This window comes from Paenibacillus sp. FSL R7-0312 (assembly GCF_038004445.1).
In the GTDB taxonomy this organism is placed as follows: domain Bacteria; phylum Bacillota; class Bacilli; order Paenibacillales; family Paenibacillaceae; genus Paenibacillus_AQ.
The window spans coordinates 3,816,380-3,834,396 of record NZ_JBBORE010000001.1 but is presented as its reverse complement, the minus strand read 5'-3'; the positions used below and the strand labels follow the sequence as shown (position 1 = coordinate 3,834,396).

Sequence of the window (18,017 nt, the reverse complement as noted above, 5' to 3'; positions counted from 1 at the left end):
GTGAATTGGTTGTCCCAGGAAACTCCCAGTTACGGCGGCCAAGCCGTCATTGAAGGCGTCATGTTCGGCGGCAAGCATATCAACGTAACAGCCGTAAGAAGGAAGAATCAGGAAATTACATTTTTGGAGGTGCCGAAGAGCGATAAGAGCTGGGTCCTTAAACTGCGCAAGATTCCGCTGCTTCGCGGCATTGTCAGTATTATAGATTCCAGCGCCAAAGGCTCGAAGCACCTGAATTATTCGGCGGAATCCTATGCCGAGGATGAGACAGAGCCTGAAGAGCTTGCTAAGCAGAAAGAGAAAGATAAAGACAAGAAGAAAGATGAGGGCTGGAGCCTCGGTATGATTTTCGGGGTAGCTGTCATGGGTATTCTTTCTTTCCTTTTCGGCAAGATTATTTTTACTCTGGTGCCGGTATTCGTAGAAGATTTTTTATTCAAGAATGCATTTGATAACTATATTCTGCACAACCTTGTTGAAGGCGGCATTAAGCTGATTCTCCTGCTCGTTTATCTGTTTGCGATTTCACAGACTCCGGTGATCAAACGGCTGTTCCAGTATCATGGTGCCGAGCATAAGGTAATCAGTGCTTTTGAAGCCGGCGAAGAACTGACTGTTAAGAATGTACAGAAATACAGCCGTCTGCATTACCGCTGCGGAAGCAGCTTCATGATGCTGACCATTATCCTCGGTGTGATTATCTACTCTGTTGTCCCATGGGATAATCTTATGGAACGGGTACTGCAGCGGATTATTCTCCTGCCGGTAGTCATCGGGATCTCCTTTGAGGTGCTGAAGGGCACCAATGCCGTGAGAGATATTCCCGGGCTCAAGTATCTGGGGTATCCGGGTCTGTGGCTGCAGCTGCTGACGACCAAAGAGCCTAAAGACGACATGGTTGAGGTGTCCATCGCCTCGTTCAACCGGATGCGGGAGCTGGATGCCGCAATTGAAGCAAGAGGATATTCGGAGGCAAGTGTGTCAGGCGGCATTTTGGATCCTGCGAAAGGATGATTAGCCTATGATCAGACATACTTTGATTGTTTGGATTTCAATAGCTCTCGCAGCATGGGGGCTGGTAACGGAATTTATGATACGCGGCCTTGCTGCACTATCTGTCTTTATTCTTCCGCTAGTTCTGCTGGCGCTGCTGTATTATGCGTACAAGATCGTTCCCGGAAGAACAAACGGCGGTCCCGGCCGGCCGCGCACCAAAGTCAAGCCATCGGCCAAGACGATGTCCAAGGTTGCGGGTATCCGCAAAACCCAGGCCGCCTCACCCGGCAAGCGTAAAACCTATCCATTCCAGGTGATTGAAGGCAGCAAAGGTAAGAACGACGACCAGCTTCCCAAATATCATTGAACTCCCGGCTATCCGCTAAGATTCAAGCAACAAAAGGCATCTCCGCATTGTCGTTACGACATGCGGGATGCCTTTTTGGTTATAATTCAGATCCGGCGCGCTTAGGCCGGGTGAATGTATGGACGCGTTCTAAGCGACGGCCGCCAATTTTTGAAAAAATCCGCTCCAGCCGTCAGCCCCGCAGTATAGATCGCCTCACTCTGTTCCGGGGAGATATGAAACTGGGTGGTGGAAATGCCCAGCGTGGGAATTTTGACAGTGCGTACGAATTTATCCGTCTCGATATAACGTTCATCATGGGCGGAGAGCATCGTCCCTACCATGGCCTGAAGCATGCTGAACGGCCCGGTAATGCGGTAAGGCTGCGGCTGTGTCTTACCGATTAACTGGTAGCCTACTGTGGGCGTACGGCGCTCAGGGGACTGGAAGCCATCCTTCTTCTCATCAAACAGCCACAGCGGAAAATTGCTGAGCATCCCCCCGTCCACCATATACACAAACTGCTCGGCAAAAGACTTTCTCCGGGCTGCCTCCCCATTCAGCCGCAGCATCACCGGATCGAAGAAGTAGGGAATGCTGCAGCTCATCCGCACAGCCTTGGCCACTTCAAAGGAGTACGGTGAAATCCCGTACAGCTCCAGATCATCCGGCAAGACGACAATTCTCCCGTTAGTAATATCTGATGCGATAACGGTCAGCCTGCCGCGCGGCAGATCGCTGAATGTAACCACACCCTTCTCCAGCAGAATGCCGCGGATCCAGGATTCCAGAGCCTGGCCCGAGTAAAGGCCTTTTTTGATCAGCACACGGATTGCCGGTCCTATTACAGCGGTGTTATATAGCGCTCCGCGCTTGAGAAAGGATGTGAAGGGCGTCTCCCTGATGATCCGGCTCATCGCCTCCCCGTCATATCCGGCGGCCAGCAACGAAGCAATAATGGAGCCTGAAGAGGTTCCGGCTACTCTCCCGAAGGTCCGGCCCGCCCGCTCCGTTGCCTCCACCGCACCTGCGAGCGCAATCCCCTTCACTCCACCGCCTTCAAAAACTGCGTTAATCTCCATACATAAGAGTCCCCCGTTCCATAGATCTTATTGCTTATCTATGAGCACGGGGGACTATTCATGACTGACTATGATTTGAAATAAAAGCTGAGCAGGCTGGCCAGGCCAAATGGATCACGGACCACAATATCATTGGCCCGGAACAAAATACTGCCGGAAACCTCATCGTATTTCTCATTATATTTCAGCTGGTTGATAATCTGATCGCCGCTCTGCCATTCCGCGGTTTGTTTGGTGTCCCCTACTTTGTAGGAGGCCAAGCCGATATACAGCTTGACACCCGTGCCACTGACCTCATTCACCCACCAATCGACTAGCTTGTCATAACGGGCGGCGCTGAAAGAGAGGCTCCAGTATATCTGCGGAGCTACATAGTCGACCCAGCCGCTCTTAATCCATGTGCGTACATCCGCATACATATCATCATACGCAGACACGCCTGCCGTGGTATCCGAGCCGGTGCTGTCAGCTTTTTTATTGCGCCATACCCCAAAGGGGCTAACGCCAAACGAAACTGCCGGTTTCACCGCATGAATCTCTGCACCCAGCTGCCGGATGAACTGATTGATATTATCCCGGCGCCAGTCTCCCTTGGTGGCAATTGCCTGAGCGTTGTAGGTCTTGAATGCCGTGTCATCGGTAAAAGTTACGTTGGAAGGATAGAAATAATCATCCAGATGCACACCGTCGATGTCATACCCTCTGACCACTTCCATTACGGTGTCAATGATATGCTGCCGCGCTTCCGGAATACCCGGATTTATGTACAGCTTACTGTCAGCTTTGACAATCCACTCCGGATGCAGCTTGGCAACATGATTGGCGGCAAGCCCTGTAGTGGAGGCATCGGTAGTTGCCCGGAACGGATTGAACCAGGCATGCAGCTGCATGCCGCGTGAATGGGCGCTGCTAACCATATACTGGAGCGGATCATAGCCGGGCTCCTTCCCTTGGGTACCGCTAAGCACCTTGGACCAGGGGACGAGCTGTGAGGAATACAGGGCATCTCCGGCGGGTCTGACCTGTACGAATACACTATTGAAACCGGCAGCCTGCAGCTTGTCCAGCATGCTGTCGAACTCTTTCTTCTGCTTGTCTCCATTACCGGCCGAAGCTGTTGACGGCCAGTCCAGATTAAATACGGTGGACACCCACGCGCCCTTCATCTCCTTTCCGGTCTTAGCCCCGGGAATGGAAGGTACGGTTGGCGTTGGCACGGTCGGTGCCGGCACCACAGGCGTTGGTACGGATGGTGTAGGCACTGTCGGAACAGACGGTGTCGAAGGTGTAGACGGCCCGCCAATCTCTACATTTGAATATAAGGCAATATGCTTCGCAGCCTGATTCCAGACCACCTGCAGCCCGAGCTGCTCGCTGACGAACCGCAGCGGCACCATCACTCTGCCCTGTGTAATCTGCACAGAGGTATCCAGAGGGACTGAATCACCGTTAACGATTGCACTTTTGCTTCCGCTAGTCAGCTTCAGCACATTATTCCCCTTGCTGATTGTAGCCGTCTTACTGGCCTGATCCCAGACCACGCCGGCACCTATTCCTTTACTGACTACCCCGACAGGGACCATAGTAACATTGGTCCGCGTAATATAAGGCGGAACATCCGTGCTTAAGCTCTCTCCATCCAGTTCAATGGTAATCTGCACCGAAGCAGCGCGTGCCCCTGTTGTCCACACAGGCAGACATAGCATAACTACCAGCAACCCAAAAATCCATTTACGGTAATTCATAATTCCTCCCAAATGTTGTAGTGATATAACAAAGAAACGGCCTTCTCATCCTTGAATCAGGGAGAAGGCCGTTTCTTTAGTAAACGGAGTCCTTCCTTAGGTGAAAAAGGAACGGTATCCGTTTTGACGTAAACAAACTGGAAAGGTTGCGCTAATCAAACAAAAACAGCCAAAATTATGAATCACTGACCATTTCATGGTGAATATCGTATAAGGTCTGCAAACGCGCTTCATCCCGGCGGAAGTATTCCACTAGTGTCTCGATCCGGGTGATGGAATCCCAGCTCAAATGATGCTCGATGCCTTCAACATCCTTATAAATATGTTCTTGCTGAACTCCAATAAGCCCGAGGAACTCCTCCAGCAGCTGATGGCGGTCCACAAGACGTTTTCCCACTTTTTTTCCTTTGCTTGTTAGGACAAGCCCACGATATTTCTCATAGATGAGATATTCGTCCTTATCCAGTTTTTGGATCATCTTGGTCACAGAGGAGGGGTGTACTTCCAGTCCCTCGGCAATATCCGAGACCCGCGCATAACCCTTCTCATCGATGAGCTTGTATATGCGCTCCAAATAATCCTCCATGCTGGGTGTTGGCATTAACTTTACCTCTTTTCTATATTGAGCGTGGCGATGGGGCCGGGTCTTGCTCTAACAATGATACATGTTTCTGCCGCTCCTTGGCAAGTCCTACAGGTCCGCCGCTTCTCTGCTTAGCGATGTTTACCATGATTCCATTCACCCGCTTAACGGCACAATAACGGTATCCTCATCTATAAGGAGCGTGAATTCATGAACGTAGTCACCCCTGAACGCCCTCCTGCCAAAAGACCACGGAAGCCGACGGGTCTCTTCATTCCGGAGCTGGTTTTTTTCGAACCGGATGCCTTGAATTACCCCAAAGGGGAGCGGATTATGGAGTGGGTTAAGGCCCGTAACATCCCCTTCCGTATGACCACTTCGCATAACCGGATCACCAATTTGCCCGGCGAAACCGAAGTGGAGCAATACAAAATCGCTAAAAGAACACTTGTCGTCGGTCTCCGCAAAACGCTGACTTTTGACCAGTCCAAGCCGTCTGCCGATTATGCGATTCCGATTGCCACCGGCTGTATGGGCCACTGTCATTATTGTTACCTTCAGACTACATTGGGTTCCAAGCCTTACATTCGCGTATATGTAAACACTGGAGACATCATCGATGCGGCCAAAAAATATATCGGCGAGCGCGCCCCGGAGATTACTACATTTGAAGCTGCCTGTACCTCTGACCCGCTGGGGTTGGAGCATATTACCGGCTCACTGACCGAGCTGATCGAATTCATGGCCGAAGAGCCGCTCGGACGGCTGCGCTTCGTGACGAAGTACCAGCATGTGGAGCCTCTGCTTGGACTGAAGCATAACGGCCATACCCGCGTACGCTTCAGCGTGAACGCCGATTATGTAATTAAGAATTTCGAGCCAGCCACCTCGCGGTTTGAGGAGCGGATTGAGGCTGCCGGTCAGATTGCCCGTGCCGGTTATCCGCTCGGCTTCATCATTGCTCCGATCATCTGGCATGACGGCTGGGAAGAAGGCTATGCCGAGCTGCTGGAGAAGCTGGCCCGTACACTGCCGACGGGAATTGGCAAGGGTCTAACTTTTGAAATGATCCAGCACAGGTTCACCAAAACGGCCAAGACTGTGATCGAGAAACGTTATCCGAAATCCAAGCTGGAGATGGATATCGAGAAGCGCAAGAAGAAATGGGGCAAATGGGGGCAGAACAAATATGTCTACCCTGATGAACAGCAAACCGCCCTGCGCGAATTCATCACAGAGCGGATTTTTGAACATTTTCCGGAAGCGGCTATTGATTATTTCACTTAACCTTTAGGCTTAGAAAATCAGCCACTCCGGCGTAATCCCCTGCAGCCAGATCGTTATCCGGAACATCTGGTCGGTGAACAGGAGAATGCCCATGAACACCATCAGTGTGCCGCCAAGCTTCATCAGCAGATTGGAATACTTCAGGATCTTCCGCGCGCCGCCCAGGAAAAAAGCAAGTCCGAAGAACGGGAGCGCAAACCCGATACTGTATGCCGTAATCAAAGTAAACCAGGTTCCCGGATCACTGGCAGAAAGCGCAATAATCGCCGTCAAAATGGGACCAATGCACGGTGACCAGCCCGCTGAGAAGCCGATGCCGAAGATAAACGAGCCCAGATATCCCGCAGGCTTCCATTTCAGCTCCAGCTTGCGCTCCCGGAGCAGAAACTGCGGCTGAAAAATACCGAGCAGGAACAGCCCCATCACAATAATCAGAATAGCCGACAACTGGCGGATCAGATCCCGCTGGCCGTTGAAGAATTCACCAAACAGTCCGGCCCCGAAACCAAGGGTATAGAACACCGCCGAGAAGCCCAAGATAAAAGCCAGCGTATGCGAGAGGGTCCGGAAACGGACCTCTTTGCTGTTGCCTCCACTCTTCAGCTCCTGTACCGATAAGCCGGTAATATAAGATAGATAGGAAGGGTAGAGCGGCAGACAGCAAGGCGATATGAACGACGCCACTCCGGCGGCAAAAGCGATTCCTGCATTCAGGTTGGACACTGGCGCATCTCTCCTTCCCTAATCGGGTTCAGTTCACGAAGGCAGCATTCAAGCATATGTAGTTTAGGCCACTGGGCGCTTCAGGCTTTAGGCTGGCAAGCCTTTTTTGCCGATCAGTGTTAACGTCAGCAGTGCAATCAGCAGTAGAACAATGGTGGCTCCGGGAGCCAGATTCCACACCCCGGCAATGACAAGGCCGCCGACTACGGCGATCTCAGCGATAATCACGGATAGAATGACTGAAGACTTGAAGCTTCGGGACAGCAGCAAGCTGATCGCCACGGGAATGGTCAGGAGTGCAGATACCAGCAGGGAGCCGACAATTTTGATCGCCGTGCTGATTACAAGTGCGGTCAACACGGTAATCAGCATATTAAGCAGCTTCACCGGCAATCCGCTGACACTGGCTGCATCCTCCTCAAAGCTGAGCAGGAAGAACTCTTTGAAGAACAGCGAAACTACAACCACAACCGCAATGGTAACAATACCTACTACAATCAGATCGGTGTTATTCAGCGTGTAAATGCTGCCGAACAGGTAACTCATCACATCCGCATTATAGCCTTTGCCCAGGGTGAAAAAAAGCGAAGCCAGCGCTACCCCGCCCGACATGATGATGGCAATGGAGAGTTCGGCATAGCTTTTGTACGCCTTGCGCAGCTTCTCAATCGCAAACGAGGCCACTACGGCAAAGATCAGCCCCGCTCCGAGCGGGTAGAAGCCGGTCAGGAAGCCAAGCGCCACCCCGGCAATGGTCACATGGGCCAGCGTGTCTCCGATCATGGACAGGCGCCGCAGCACCAGAAACACGCCTATCAGCGGCGCGGTAATCCCAATCATCAACCCGCCTGCCAGCGCCCGCTGAAAAAAGTCACTAAATAGAATTTCCAAGATATTTTTCTCCTTTTATGAATCAAACCTTTTCGAGTGAACCTTTTAGATCTAAACCTTTAGGACAAAACCTTTTAGATCCAAAACCTTTTAGATCAAAAACCTTTTAGATCCAAAACCTTTTAGATCCAAAACCTTTTAGATCCAAAACCTTTCGATCCAAACCTTTCGATCCAAACCTTTCGATCCAAACCTTTCGATCCAAACCTTTCGATCCAAACCTTTCGATCCCACCCAAACCCTCCCTTCCAAGGGAGGGCCCCAAGGGCTCTGCCCTCTGGACACCCGTTAAGTGCAATTGGCGTGGGACGGCAGACTTTCGCTGCTTAGAGATGTTGAAGCAGGACCGCTTTTCCTCCCTGCGGGATGCGCTTAACTTTATGCAGGATCTATCTACATTTTAAGATCAAGTACAAAAGATCAAGTACAAAAGATCAAGTGCAAAAGATCAAGTGCAAAAGATCAAGTGCAAAAGATAAGAACGAAGGCCGTCCGATGTTGTACAATGGACGACCACAAATTAACTCTATTGCAGAACATACAACAGATTCTCCAATATTGCCTGCTAAATGCGATTCTACTGTATTTCGTGCAATAGAAATTGGCAATTAGGTTGTGATAAGGGGAATTTACTCAATTCTAAAGTACAAAGTACAACAGAAGCAGAATTTGAGCGTTTTTGCGAGCAATCTGATGTACTAAATACAATTGAAGCTTAAGTCGAGCCCGAAAGTCCCGATTACTTAAGACAGTGTATGCTGCAAATTATCAACAACGCAGTCCTGAACATCATGAGAATGGCGGCAATAGAAATTGATCTTGCCGTTCTTCTGCACTGGCTCGTTGCCGAGATAGTTCTTAATCATGTCAATGTCATGCGACACCATCAGAAAGGTCATGTGGTGATGGGCATGCATATGCATGATCAGGTCGAAGAATCCGGCCTGCGTCTCGGCATCAATGCCAACGGTAGGCTCATCGAGGATCAGCAGATCCGGATGGTTGATCAGGGCGCGGGCCAGAAAAACCCGCTGCTGCTGGCCCCCGGAAAGCTGGCCAACTCTTTTCTCCGCAATATCCTGAATCCGCATCACTTCAAGCGCATCCTCACATTGGCGGTGCTGGGCTTTGGATACGCGGCGGATCAGATTCTTGTTATTGTACAAGCCTGACAATACCACTTCACGCACGGTAGCGGGGAACAGCGGATTGAAGGCATTCTTCTGCGGAACATAACCGATCCGTTCCCAGTCCTTGAACTTCCGGACCGGCTGGCCGAATAATTTGATCTCCCCGCTGGTAGCAGGCAGCAGGCCGACTATCATCTTGAGCAGAGTAGTCTTGCCGGCACCGTTCGAACCGATGATGCCGAGAAAATCACGTTCTTTCACTGTATAATTCAAATTAGAGATTACCTTCTGTTCCCCATAGGAGAAGGACAAATCCTGTATTTCGATCATATGCTGATGGCAGTCCAGGGATACCGGTTGCATGTGAAGTACCACCTTTCAACTTATACTTTCCTTATTATTGTAAAGCCAGAATGAGATTTTGCAAATTTTTCTCCATTAGCGTGAAATAGTTGTCGCCATTCTTCTCCTGGGCTTCAGTCAAACCCTCTACCGGATTCAGCACCATCGTGGACACGCCGGTTTCACTAGCGAGTGTTTTGGCCAGCTTATCGGATACCAGTTCTTCGAAGAAAATGTAGCGGATGCCCTCTTCTTTGACCAATGCCGCCAAATCGAGCAGATCCTGTCCCCTTGGTTCAGCATCCGGTGACAGCCCCATAATAGCGTGCTGTGACAAACCATAATCACGAGCCAGATAAGAGAAGGCCTGATGAGAGACAACGATCTCTTTATTCGGCAGCTTGCCCAGTTCCTCGGTAAACTTGCTGTCGAGCGCACTCAAGCGTTCAACCAGCTTCTGATACCGTTCTTCATAACCAGCGGAATGCTCAGGATCTACGGACTGCAGGCTTTCCTTAATATTCTTCGCCATCACGAGCGCCGACTTCGGACTTACCCAAGTATGCGGGTCCGTGTGTAGGCTATCGCTGTGTTCTGCACCTTCATCCTCATGACCATGATCATGGCCATCTTCCTCGTCGGTCATAATCAGATCAACCCCTTGGCTGACTTCTACAGCCTTGGCTTCACTGTCACTGTCGAGGCTTTTGAGGAAATTGGGCACCCAGCCCTCCAATCCTGCTCCGTTGTACAGAAACAGCTGTGCCTTCGAGGTATTAATAATATCCTGGCTGCGCGGCGTCCAGTCATGCGGCTCTACCCCAACCGGAAGCAGATTGATCGCATTGATATCTTCCCCGCCGATTTCACTGGCAAATTCATATATAGGATAAAAAGTAGTAATGACATTCACTTTTCCCTCGACGATACTTCCGCTGCTCTTAGGTCCGCAAGCGGCAAGCATCATTAGCAGCAGAGCGGCAACAACGAGCAAAAGCCCTTTATGCAAGCTTCTATATAACATTTCTCAATCGACCCCTTAAATCGTAAAATTTACTATGAGAATTATAATAGTAATCGTTACGATAAGTCAACTCTGATCTTCTGGCCAGACTCCCGGTAGTCAGACTAAAGCTGCTTATGCTTAAGGCCAGCACCTGATAACGTATATTCTCTATTTACACTACAACAATCCCCGCTGCATTAAGCACACGGGGATTGTTCCTATCATTCAACTATGCAGCTTGGCTTATTTCACAATGGCTCCATTCGGCATGCTGTCCGGTACAGTTGCAATCGTCAGCTGGTCGCCCTTGGAGGCTGCCAGGATCATACCCTGCGACAGCTCGCCGCGCAGCTTCACCGGCTTCAGGTTCACGATACAGATGACCTTGCGCCCCACCAGCTCTTCCGGTGTGTAGAACTTGGCAATGCCGGATACGACCTGTCGCTGCTCGTATCCAAGATCGAGCTGCAGCTTCAGCAGCTTGTCCGCCTTCTTCACTGGCTCGCAGGCGATGACCTGGGCTACACGCAGCTCCGCTTTGGCGAAATCGTCGATGCCGATTTCTTCCTTATGCTCCTCTTCCTCCGGACCCTCCGCAGCCGCATCCGGCGTCACTGCAGCCCCTGCAGGCGCAGCTTCAGCAGCTGCTTCTGCAGGCTTGCCGGCTCCCATCGCTTCGGCGATGTACGCCACCTCCTGCGCCACGTCCAGGCGCGGGAAGATCGGATCGCCCTTGGCCAGCTTGGTTCCCGCTGGAATCAGGCCGAATGATTTGCCGCTCTCCCAGGTGGTCAGCTCGCCTGGCTGAATGCCCAGCTGCTCCCAGATCTTCGCCGGAGCACCGGTCAGGAACGGCTGCAGCAGGATGGACGCGGTGCGCAGTCCCTCTACTAGATGTCTCATCACCGAAGCCAGCTCGCCGGTTCTGCTCTCATCCTTAGCCAGCACCCACGGCTGGGTCTCGTCGATATATTTGTTCGTCCGGCTGATCAGGGCGCCAATCGCGGTCAGGGCTACGGAGAATTCCATTTTCTCCATCGCTTCTTCTACTTTGACATAGGTGCTCTGCACTACCACTTCCAGTTCCCCGTCAAATGCTGTCACCTGGCCTGCATAAGCAGGAAGCTCACCGGCGAAATATTTCTCTACCATCGCCCCGGTCCGGTTCAGCAGATTGCCCAGGTCGTTGGCCAGATCATAGTTGATGCGGTCCACGAAGCTCTCCGGTGTGAAGGTTCCGTCCGAACCGAACGGAACTTCGCGCAGCAGATAATAACGCAGAGCATCCAGACCATAGCGGTCGATTAAAGTAACCGGATCAACGACATTTCCTTTGGATTTGGACATTTTACCGTCCTTCATCAGCAGCCAGCCATGCGCGAACACCTTCTTCGGCAGCGGTTCACCGAGCGCCATCAGAATAATCGGCCAGTAGATCGTGTGGAAACGGACAATCTCCTTACCCACAATGTGCACATCCGCCGGCCAGAACTTATCATACAGGCTGCGGTCTTCCGATCCATAGCCGAGAGCCGTAATGTAGTTGGTAAGTGCATCAATCCACACGTACACTACATGCTTCTCATCGCCTTTTACCTTAACGCCCCAGTCAAAGGTCGTACGGGATACGGCCAGATCCTCAAGGCCAGGCTTGATAAAGTTGTTAATCATCTCATTCTTACGCGATTCCGGCAGGATGAATTCCGGATTTTCTTCGTAGAACTGCAGCAGGCGGTCAGCATATTTGCTCATGCGGAAGAAGTAGCTTTCTTCCTTAACCAGTTCAACTGGATGTCCGCTGTCCGGACTTTTACCGCCGGTAATATTACCGTCAGCATCCCGTTCAATGTCCACCAGCTGTGTCTCGGTGTAGAAGGTCTCATCCGAAATACAGTACCAGCCTTCGTATTCCCCCTTGTAGATATCGCCCTGCTTCAGCAGGCGGTCAAAAATATCCGCCACCACTTTCTTGTGACGCTCCTCAGTGGTACGGATGAAATCATCATTGGAGATATCAAGCTTGCGCCACAGATCCTTAATGCCTACGACAATTCCGTCAACGAACTCCTGAGGGGTCTTACCGGCCTTACCAGCCTTCTCCTCGATCTTCTGCCCATGCTCATCCGTTCCAGTCAGATAGCGGACCTCATAGCCGCGCAGACGCTTGTAGCGGGCCATCGCATCACCGGCCACCGTTGAATACGCATGACCAATATGCAGCTTATCGCTTGGATAATAGATCGGTGTAGTTAAATAAAAGGTTTTGTTCTCACTCATTACGTTGTCATCCCTTCGTATACCTTCTCATATTGACGCAAAAAACTCCCGCCCCTATATGGGGCGAGAGTAAACTCACGCGATACCACCCAAAGTTCCCCGGCTCCTCACAGAGCACAGGCTTCGCCAGTCCCTTACGGAACTGTCCATTAACGCTGGAACACGCCGTTATCTTACGCAAGCCGCAACTACCGGCTTCTGCTCGAACACAGTTCCTCCCGGACCATATTCAATCTGGCATCCCATACCGGCTTCCAGCAGCCCCGGCTCTCTGTAATGGTTGTCCACATTTACTCATCCGTTCCTCGGAATATTGCTTATTATTCAAAATATACCCATCACAGAGGCTCATGTCAAGTCGTATGAACAGGCTTATCTCCTGGTGATTGCTCTTTGCGCGGTGGCACCGGGTCCAGCCCACCCGGATGAAAAGGATGGCAACGGGCGATCCGCCTTGCAGCCAGCCATGAACCCTTCAGCGGTCCATGGACCTCAATAGCTTCAAGCGCATAGGCTGAACAAGTCGGATAGAACCTGCAGGTTGCCGGCTTAAGCGGCGATATGAACCTGCGGTAGACCCGGATTGGAGCCTGGACTGTTCTTCTTAAGATAGCCATATTCAGCGGCCTTCTTTGCCGTGAGCAGCTACGGCGGACTCTTCTTCGCGGCCCTGTTCACAGTCCTTGCAGTAACCGAACACCTCAAATTTATGCTTGACCACCCGGAATTGATCCGGTGTATCTGTTAAATTCATCGGACAGAAATGAATCGGGTAAGTCTTCATACACTGAAGACAAATCATATGATGATGATGGTGGTCCTGACTGCAGCTTGCTTTGAATTTGACACCGTCTTCAAAGACAATCTGCTCCAGCACACCAAGCTCCTCCATGACACGCAGGTTGCGGTAGACCGTATCGAAGCTGAGTCCGCTGTATTTGCGGCCCATATGCTCATATACATCCTTCGCAGACAAATATCCCGTATTCTCGCCGAATAACCTGGCAAGCGTTTTGCGCTGATCGGTGATTCGCAGTCCCTGCCCCGACATGGCTTCCAGTATTTGTTCTGTCGACAGCATTCGCTCATCTCCCATAACATAGGTCGTTTGTATTGCACTCTCTTTATAATGCCCCAAAAGTACTGCCCCGTCAATGAAGTGTACCTGTCCTGCAGCCTGCCCCACATTCCTGCGGGTGCATTGCATAAAATAAATCCCCGCAAAGCAGAAGCTTATATCCCCTGATTTCACAATTAATTACTGATTCCCGAAACATATAAATTCTTAACTTTCAAAAAAAACGGCAGCCGTCCCCTCAGGAACGCTGCCGTTTGCATTTGCATTGAAGTTATATTTATTTTTTGGCCGGAAGCGGAGTAAACACAAAGTTTACAGGGAGATTGCTGCCGGAAGCTACGGAGAAGGTGATATCTACCGGACCTTCGTATTCGCCGGTACGGAATATAACTGCATTCATGTCCGAGCTGGATAAGCTGCCCTTGTTCGGCAGATTCACAATCGTTCCGTTCACCAGTAACGAACCCAGATAATTACCTCCACGCGGGTTGAAGGTGATCAGTGTGTTCGCTGCCACACGGTTCAGCACGATTTTGTACAAGACGCCGAAGTTCCCGGAATTAGAAGCCTCCGTTCCAGTCATCGGATCAATACCAATCAGATTGAGGTCATTTTTATTATCCCCCAGGATCAGCTTGGATTGCGTTGTGCCTACTACATCAGTTACGTTGATGATGCGTGTTGAATCCGGATACGTTCCGCGGTTATGCACGCCGTCGCGGTCAAGAATTGGCAGTGTCGGCAGCACAGCTACCGGATCTTTAGTCTGCTCAACCATTACCACATTATATAGAATAGGATAATCACTAATCAGATCGGCGCTGAGTGAGAGCACCTCTTTCGGTTTCATGGCAATCTTATTCAGATCCGTCATGATCGGCACACTTTGTCCCGGCTGCAGGGTGATTTGAGATTTGCTTGAACCTGTAATCATGGAATTATAGTATTTCTGAATGGAAATTCTGCCTGTATATTCCGGAGAAGTTACCGGACCGGCAATACCTGAGTATTCCGTCGTTATCGTTGCTGGATATATGCCGTTGTTCGTGGCGATCACATACAGCTTCTGTCGTGTAGTCATATTGTTCATATGATGTACCAGGAAACGTGTCTTCCCTACGGAAGTCTCACGATACAGCACACCCTCTGTATTAACTGTTTCAGGGCTGTTACTGCGGATCAGCGTATAGCTGTCAGAAGAAAGATTGTACGGCAGGTTAGGAAGCGCCGGGATTAATCCGCCGTCAAATGTAAGAACATCCCCGGGAATAGTGAACAGCTTCGCTACCTCATCCTGGGTGTACAGTTGTTCGCTTGTAATGTTAATGGTCTTCTCAAAAGTACTGCTAAGACCATGCTTATCGGTTACCGTCAACTGGATGGACGTAGGACCGGGGTTGAAATAGGCCAGGCCACGGTTGCTCCAAGTGGTCGTCAATTCTTCGTACTCGGGGTCGTAGCTGGTATCTGTCAGAATTACCGGCTCACCCATTTTGTATTCATCTTTGTCAGTCGTGAATTGAGCCACCGGCGGCTGATTTGGCTGCAGCACTTGGATCGTTACAGAGTAAGGATCACTCCACAAATTATTCGCATCACGCACAGAATAAGTTACGGTATAGAATCCCGGCTGATCGTACATATCCAGTTTATTGCCGCCCCATTGTTCTTCAGCCATCGGTGTACCATTCGGTGAAGAATACGAAGTAACATAATTCACAGTCGTTTGACCTGCATATATCTCAGTCGGTTGGACCGTAAAGGATGCTGTCGGCTTAGTGTTCAGCGTAAGAATGACACGCTTCTGCACATTGTCCACCGTATAGGGAATATTCAGCGCATACGTAATGGAGGTTAAAGGAATCATGAAAGTGCCTTTGAACTGGTAGGCTGGACCTTTCATGGTATATTTGGTCCCATTGATCGTATATACTTTGCTGTCCGTTTTGAACCGCATAATACTGGTGCCTTTAGTAACAATAACTTCCTTGGTTTTATAGTCATAGGTATAACTTACTCCGACCATTTCCACCATTGCACGGATCGATACATACGAGACGCCGTTCTTGACAGCCATCGGCTGGTTGGCAGTATACGGTGTACCGTTTCTGTACATTTTGTTGCTGTTCATCATCAGGATGAGCTGGCCGCCGCCAGTAGCGGAGGTGGTCAGGCCTGAAGTTGTAAGCGCCTGCCCTGCCGGGGTGCTGCCGGGTAGCGGAGTAGCCGTTGGAACAGCAGCGTCTGTTGAAACAGCGCCATTAACAGGAGCCTGAGTTACTGCCGGAATGGGTGTTCCTGTTGCTGCCGGCACTGCTGGAACTTCCGTTGCTGCCGGGATCGGTGTTGGCGTTGGTGTTGGCGTAACTGTACCTGCAGGCGCCTCAGTAACCAATGGAGGCAATGGATCTGTAGCCGAGGGCTCCTCCTGCGTTACATCCGTCTGGGTGGTATTCACCGCTGCGGCAACGTTGCTTGTGGTACTTTGTGTGCTGGCAGGGATTGCAAAGGCCGGAACCGCTGCTGCGGTTTGTGAAACGGCCAATACTGCCACTAAGATCATTTTTTTCAAATTCATTGTACGACTCCTTCTGCTCCCAATTGTAGTGTATAAGGCATTATCTTTCTTCACCTTATATTCCCCGCAAAAACGCAACCGCCCTCTACAGGACGGCAGAATTTTTTGCCACGTTCATTTTACAAAACATAGTATTAGACGCACCCCACTCCGAAAAGTTTCATTTAGTGTAAAGAAAGAACAAATAAAATCCATATCTCTCCATTTTCATTGGGGTAACCAAACCAAGCTAATGTGCTCTGAATGCTCTAAGTACACTTTCGCTCATGAGAAATGTGACTGCTGTCAACGGCAGAGTATAATGGAAGCAGACCTCATGTGAAAGGAGCATTTAAGCTGACGATATGAACACAACTGACGGGTTATACAAACTTACTGACGTCCGGCGCATTAATGCAGCTCCATCTGAATCTGAAATCCATAAGTCTGATCAGCATACCCTCCTTATAGCATTTCAAGGCAACGGGGAAGTTGAAGCTGATGGTTATCACTCTGAATTTGGTTCATGCGATGTAGTGCTGCTGCTCCCTGATACACCATGGCGTATGTTCGTGAAGGAGAATCCTTCTCTGAAATATTACTCTTTCACTTTTGATGCATATGCTGTGGACGGACAGGGTACACTTCAGCGCGGAGAGCTGGAGGCCGCTATTTTCCCGCCCGCACATTGGTCTGAAGTGTCAGAAAAGGCTGGCCTGATCTACTCTTGCTGGCAGGGCAGCCACTGGGACCAGATGGAATCGGCAATCCGTTTTCAGGAACTGCTGCTTCAGTTATGGAGACCAGCCCAATCAGGAACTAGGGATAACAATGCTGCAAGCGGAGCGATTAATCAATCCAAAGCCTATATCGACAGTAATTTTGCGCAGCCCTTGACCAGAGAGAAGCTTGCCGGTTTGACAGGAATGAGCGTTGCCCATTATTCCCGGCTGTTCAAGAAATATGTGGGGCGGAGTCCGATGGAGTATCTGAATTCTATCCGCATACGCCATGCGGGTGATTTGCTGCTCCGCTCTGAACTCACCCTCCGTGATACTGCGAACCGTGTGGGCTATCAGGATGAATTCTATTTCAGCCGTAAGTTCAAATCAGTCACTGGCATTTCACCATCTGTGTATATCAAAAAACAGCGCACATCCACACAAATTGCTTCTATGGCCCATCCCTACACTTCTCATTTGCTGGCGCTCGGTTTAACACCTTATGCAGCGCTGTTGAACAATTCACGCGGGTCCGGCCACGGCTTGCATAACATAATCAGCCTGGGACATGACCAGCCCGACCTAGACAGATTGGCAGATGCCCGTCCGGAGCTGATAATCAGCTTCGAGCCTTCGGATTATGCGGAACCGGACAAAGCTTTCTTGTTCCCCCACATTGCGCCAACGTGTACTGTTCCATTCGAAGGGGAGTGGCGTGAACATTTCCGGATAATTGCGAGAGCGGTGAACCGCCTGGATATCGCGCAGCAGTGGCTGGCGGCATACGAAGAGCTCGCCGAGAGACTGCGGGTCAATGTTAGAGAGAAGCTGGCAGACGAGAACGTTGCTGTAGCACAATATGAGCAGGGCCGCTTCCGTTTGTTCGGCAACCGTAACTTGGGTACCGTCCTGTATAACGATCTGCAGCTGGCCAGACCCCGGCAATTGTTGAATGTAGCGCATTCTGCTCTTCTTACTGCAGATCAGCTGTCGGAATATAGTATTGACCATCTGATTTTATTTACATCGGGTAACACCGCACAGCGTAACATGATCCATCACTCGCTTGCTTCACAGGAAGCTTGGAAGGAATTACGCGCCGTACAGCAAGGAAATGTCTACGAGCTCGGTGATTCAAGCCTCTATTCCTGCTATACTTCGCTGGCCCATGAATTATTTCTGCGTCGTTCAAGTTCATTGCTCATGAGCGATATGTCCAGACGATGAGCATTTTTATCCATGGCACCCAGGT

Annotated in this window: 15 protein-coding genes; 4 read left to right on the top strand and 11 right to left on the bottom strand. The window is 50.5% G+C overall.

The features are described from left to right. Positions 1 to 60 precede the first annotated feature (60 nt). Positions 61 to 1,014, top strand: a complete 954-nt coding sequence (locus MKX70_RS16605) for a DUF1385 domain-containing protein (RefSeq protein WP_152679709.1) — start codon at positions 61 to 63, stop codon at positions 1,012 to 1,014. A 7-nt stretch (positions 1,015 to 1,021) separates the two neighbouring features. Beyond that, complete coding sequence (locus MKX70_RS16600) at positions 1,022 to 1,363, top strand: hypothetical protein (protein ID WP_042237874.1); 342 nt, start codon at positions 1,022 to 1,024, stop codon at positions 1,361 to 1,363. A 101-nt stretch (positions 1,364 to 1,464) separates the two neighbouring features. On the opposite strand, the gene MKX70_RS16595 is transcribed toward MKX70_RS16600, so the two are convergent. From MKX70_RS16595 to mntR, 3 genes are all read right to left on the bottom strand, one after another. Next, positions 1,465 to 2,424 (bottom strand): patatin-like phospholipase family protein, encoded by a 960-nt coding sequence (locus tag MKX70_RS16595; RefSeq protein WP_042237876.1) that lies wholly within the window; start codon positions 2,422 to 2,424, stop codon positions 1,465 to 1,467. 68 nt (positions 2,425 to 2,492) lie between these two features. Then, positions 2,493 to 4,169, bottom strand: coding sequence for a family 10 glycosylhydrolase (locus MKX70_RS16590; protein ID WP_340784421.1), 1,677 nt, complete (start codon positions 4,167 to 4,169; stop codon positions 2,493 to 2,495). Positions 4,170 to 4,344: 175 nt separating this feature from the next. Beyond that, positions 4,345 to 4,770: a transcriptional regulator MntR gene (mntR, locus tag MKX70_RS16585; RefSeq protein ID WP_039295471.1), complete on the bottom strand. Its 426-nt coding sequence runs from the start codon at positions 4,768 to 4,770 to the stop codon at positions 4,345 to 4,347. Between the two features lie 192 nt (positions 4,771 to 4,962). Here mntR and splB point away from each other — a divergent pair, with 192 nt between their 5' ends. After that, positions 4,963 to 6,039 (top strand): spore photoproduct lyase, encoded by a 1,077-nt coding sequence (gene splB / locus MKX70_RS16580; protein WP_340840365.1) that lies wholly within the window; start codon positions 4,963 to 4,965, stop codon positions 6,037 to 6,039. A gap of 9 nt (positions 6,040 to 6,048) precedes the next feature. On the opposite strand, the gene MKX70_RS16575 is transcribed toward splB, so the two are convergent. The 8 genes from MKX70_RS16575 to MKX70_RS16540 all read right to left on the bottom strand — a co-directional run bounded on the left by MKX70_RS16575 (position 6,049) and on the right by MKX70_RS16540 (position 16,064). Then, positions 6,049 to 6,762, bottom strand: a complete 714-nt coding sequence (locus tag MKX70_RS16575; protein ID WP_042237882.1) for a cytochrome c biogenesis CcdA family protein — start codon at positions 6,760 to 6,762, stop codon at positions 6,049 to 6,051. An 87-nt stretch (positions 6,763 to 6,849) separates the two neighbouring features. Then, on the bottom strand, positions 6,850 to 7,653 hold the full coding sequence (locus MKX70_RS16570; RefSeq protein ID WP_042138749.1) for a metal ABC transporter permease: 804 nt from the start codon (positions 7,651 to 7,653) through the stop codon (positions 6,850 to 6,852). A 743-nt stretch (positions 7,654 to 8,396) separates the two neighbouring features. Continuing rightward, positions 8,397 to 9,146: a metal ABC transporter ATP-binding protein gene (locus MKX70_RS16565; protein ID WP_042215981.1), complete on the bottom strand. Its 750-nt coding sequence runs from the start codon at positions 9,144 to 9,146 to the stop codon at positions 8,397 to 8,399. A gap of 34 nt (positions 9,147 to 9,180) precedes the next feature. Continuing rightward, a complete protein-coding gene (locus MKX70_RS16560; RefSeq protein WP_042237889.1) occupies positions 9,181 to 10,149 on the bottom strand; it encodes a metal ABC transporter solute-binding protein, Zn/Mn family in 969 nt (322 codons plus the stop codon). Positions 10,150 to 10,374: 225 nt separating this feature from the next. Then, positions 10,375 to 12,408, bottom strand: coding sequence for a methionine--tRNA ligase (gene metG / locus MKX70_RS16555; protein ID WP_042237891.1), 2,034 nt, complete (start codon positions 12,406 to 12,408; stop codon positions 10,375 to 10,377). Between the two features lie 353 nt (positions 12,409 to 12,761). Next, a complete protein-coding gene (gene yidD / locus MKX70_RS16550; RefSeq protein ID WP_042237893.1) occupies positions 12,762 to 13,025 on the bottom strand; it encodes a membrane protein insertion efficiency factor YidD in 264 nt (87 codons plus the stop codon). 2 nt (positions 13,026 to 13,027) lie between these two features. Then, positions 13,028 to 13,489, bottom strand: coding sequence for a Fur family transcriptional regulator (locus tag MKX70_RS16545; protein WP_039295454.1), 462 nt, complete (start codon positions 13,487 to 13,489; stop codon positions 13,028 to 13,030). A gap of 274 nt (positions 13,490 to 13,763) precedes the next feature. Continuing rightward, positions 13,764 to 16,064, bottom strand: coding sequence for a copper amine oxidase N-terminal domain-containing protein (locus MKX70_RS16540; RefSeq protein ID WP_340784401.1), 2,301 nt, complete (start codon positions 16,062 to 16,064; stop codon positions 13,764 to 13,766). Between the two features lie 551 nt (positions 16,065 to 16,615). On the opposite strand from MKX70_RS16540, the gene MKX70_RS16535 reads away from it, so the two are divergent. Further along, a complete protein-coding gene (locus MKX70_RS16535) occupies positions 16,616 to 17,992 on the top strand; it encodes a helix-turn-helix domain-containing protein (RefSeq protein WP_340784399.1) in 1,377 nt (458 codons plus the stop codon). The last annotated feature ends 25 nt before the right edge of the window (positions 17,993 to 18,017 follow it).

Excerpts from the sequence above, each read along its gene's own strand:
- MKX70_RS16605 (WP_152679709.1), top strand. The coding sequence starts at position 61 with ATGTTCGGCGGCAAGCATATCAACGTAACAGCCGTAAGAAGGAAGAAT.
- MKX70_RS16600 (WP_042237874.1), top strand. The coding sequence starts at position 1,022 with ATGATCAGACATACTTTGATTGTTTGGATTTCAATAGCTCTCGCAGCA.
- MKX70_RS16595 (WP_042237876.1), bottom strand. The coding sequence starts at position 2,424 with ATGGAGATTAACGCAGTTTTTGAAGGCGGTGGAGTGAAGGGGATTGCG.
- MKX70_RS16590 (WP_340784421.1), bottom strand. The coding sequence starts at position 4,169 with ATGAATTACCGTAAATGGATTTTTGGGTTGCTGGTAGTTATGCTATGT.
- mntR (WP_039295471.1), bottom strand. The coding sequence starts at position 4,770 with ATGCCAACACCCAGCATGGAGGATTATTTGGAGCGCATATACAAGCTC.
- splB (WP_340840365.1), top strand. The coding sequence starts at position 4,963 with ATGAACGTAGTCACCCCTGAACGCCCTCCTGCCAAAAGACCACGGAAG.
- MKX70_RS16565 (WP_042215981.1), bottom strand. The coding sequence starts at position 9,146 with ATGCAACCGGTATCCCTGGACTGCCATCAGCATATGATCGAAATACAG.
- MKX70_RS16560 (WP_042237889.1), bottom strand. The coding sequence starts at position 10,149 with ATGTTATATAGAAGCTTGCATAAAGGGCTTTTGCTCGTTGTTGCCGCT.
- metG (WP_042237891.1), bottom strand. The coding sequence starts at position 12,408 with ATGAGTGAGAACAAAACCTTTTATTTAACTACACCGATCTATTATCCA.
- yidD (WP_042237893.1), bottom strand. The coding sequence starts at position 13,025 with ATGGCTATCTTAAGAAGAACAGTCCAGGCTCCAATCCGGGTCTACCGC.
- MKX70_RS16545 (WP_039295454.1), bottom strand. The coding sequence starts at position 13,489 with ATGCTGTCGACAGAACAAATACTGGAAGCCATGTCGGGGCAGGGACTG.
- MKX70_RS16540 (WP_340784401.1), bottom strand. The coding sequence starts at position 16,064 with ATGAATTTGAAAAAAATGATCTTAGTGGCAGTATTGGCCGTTTCACAA.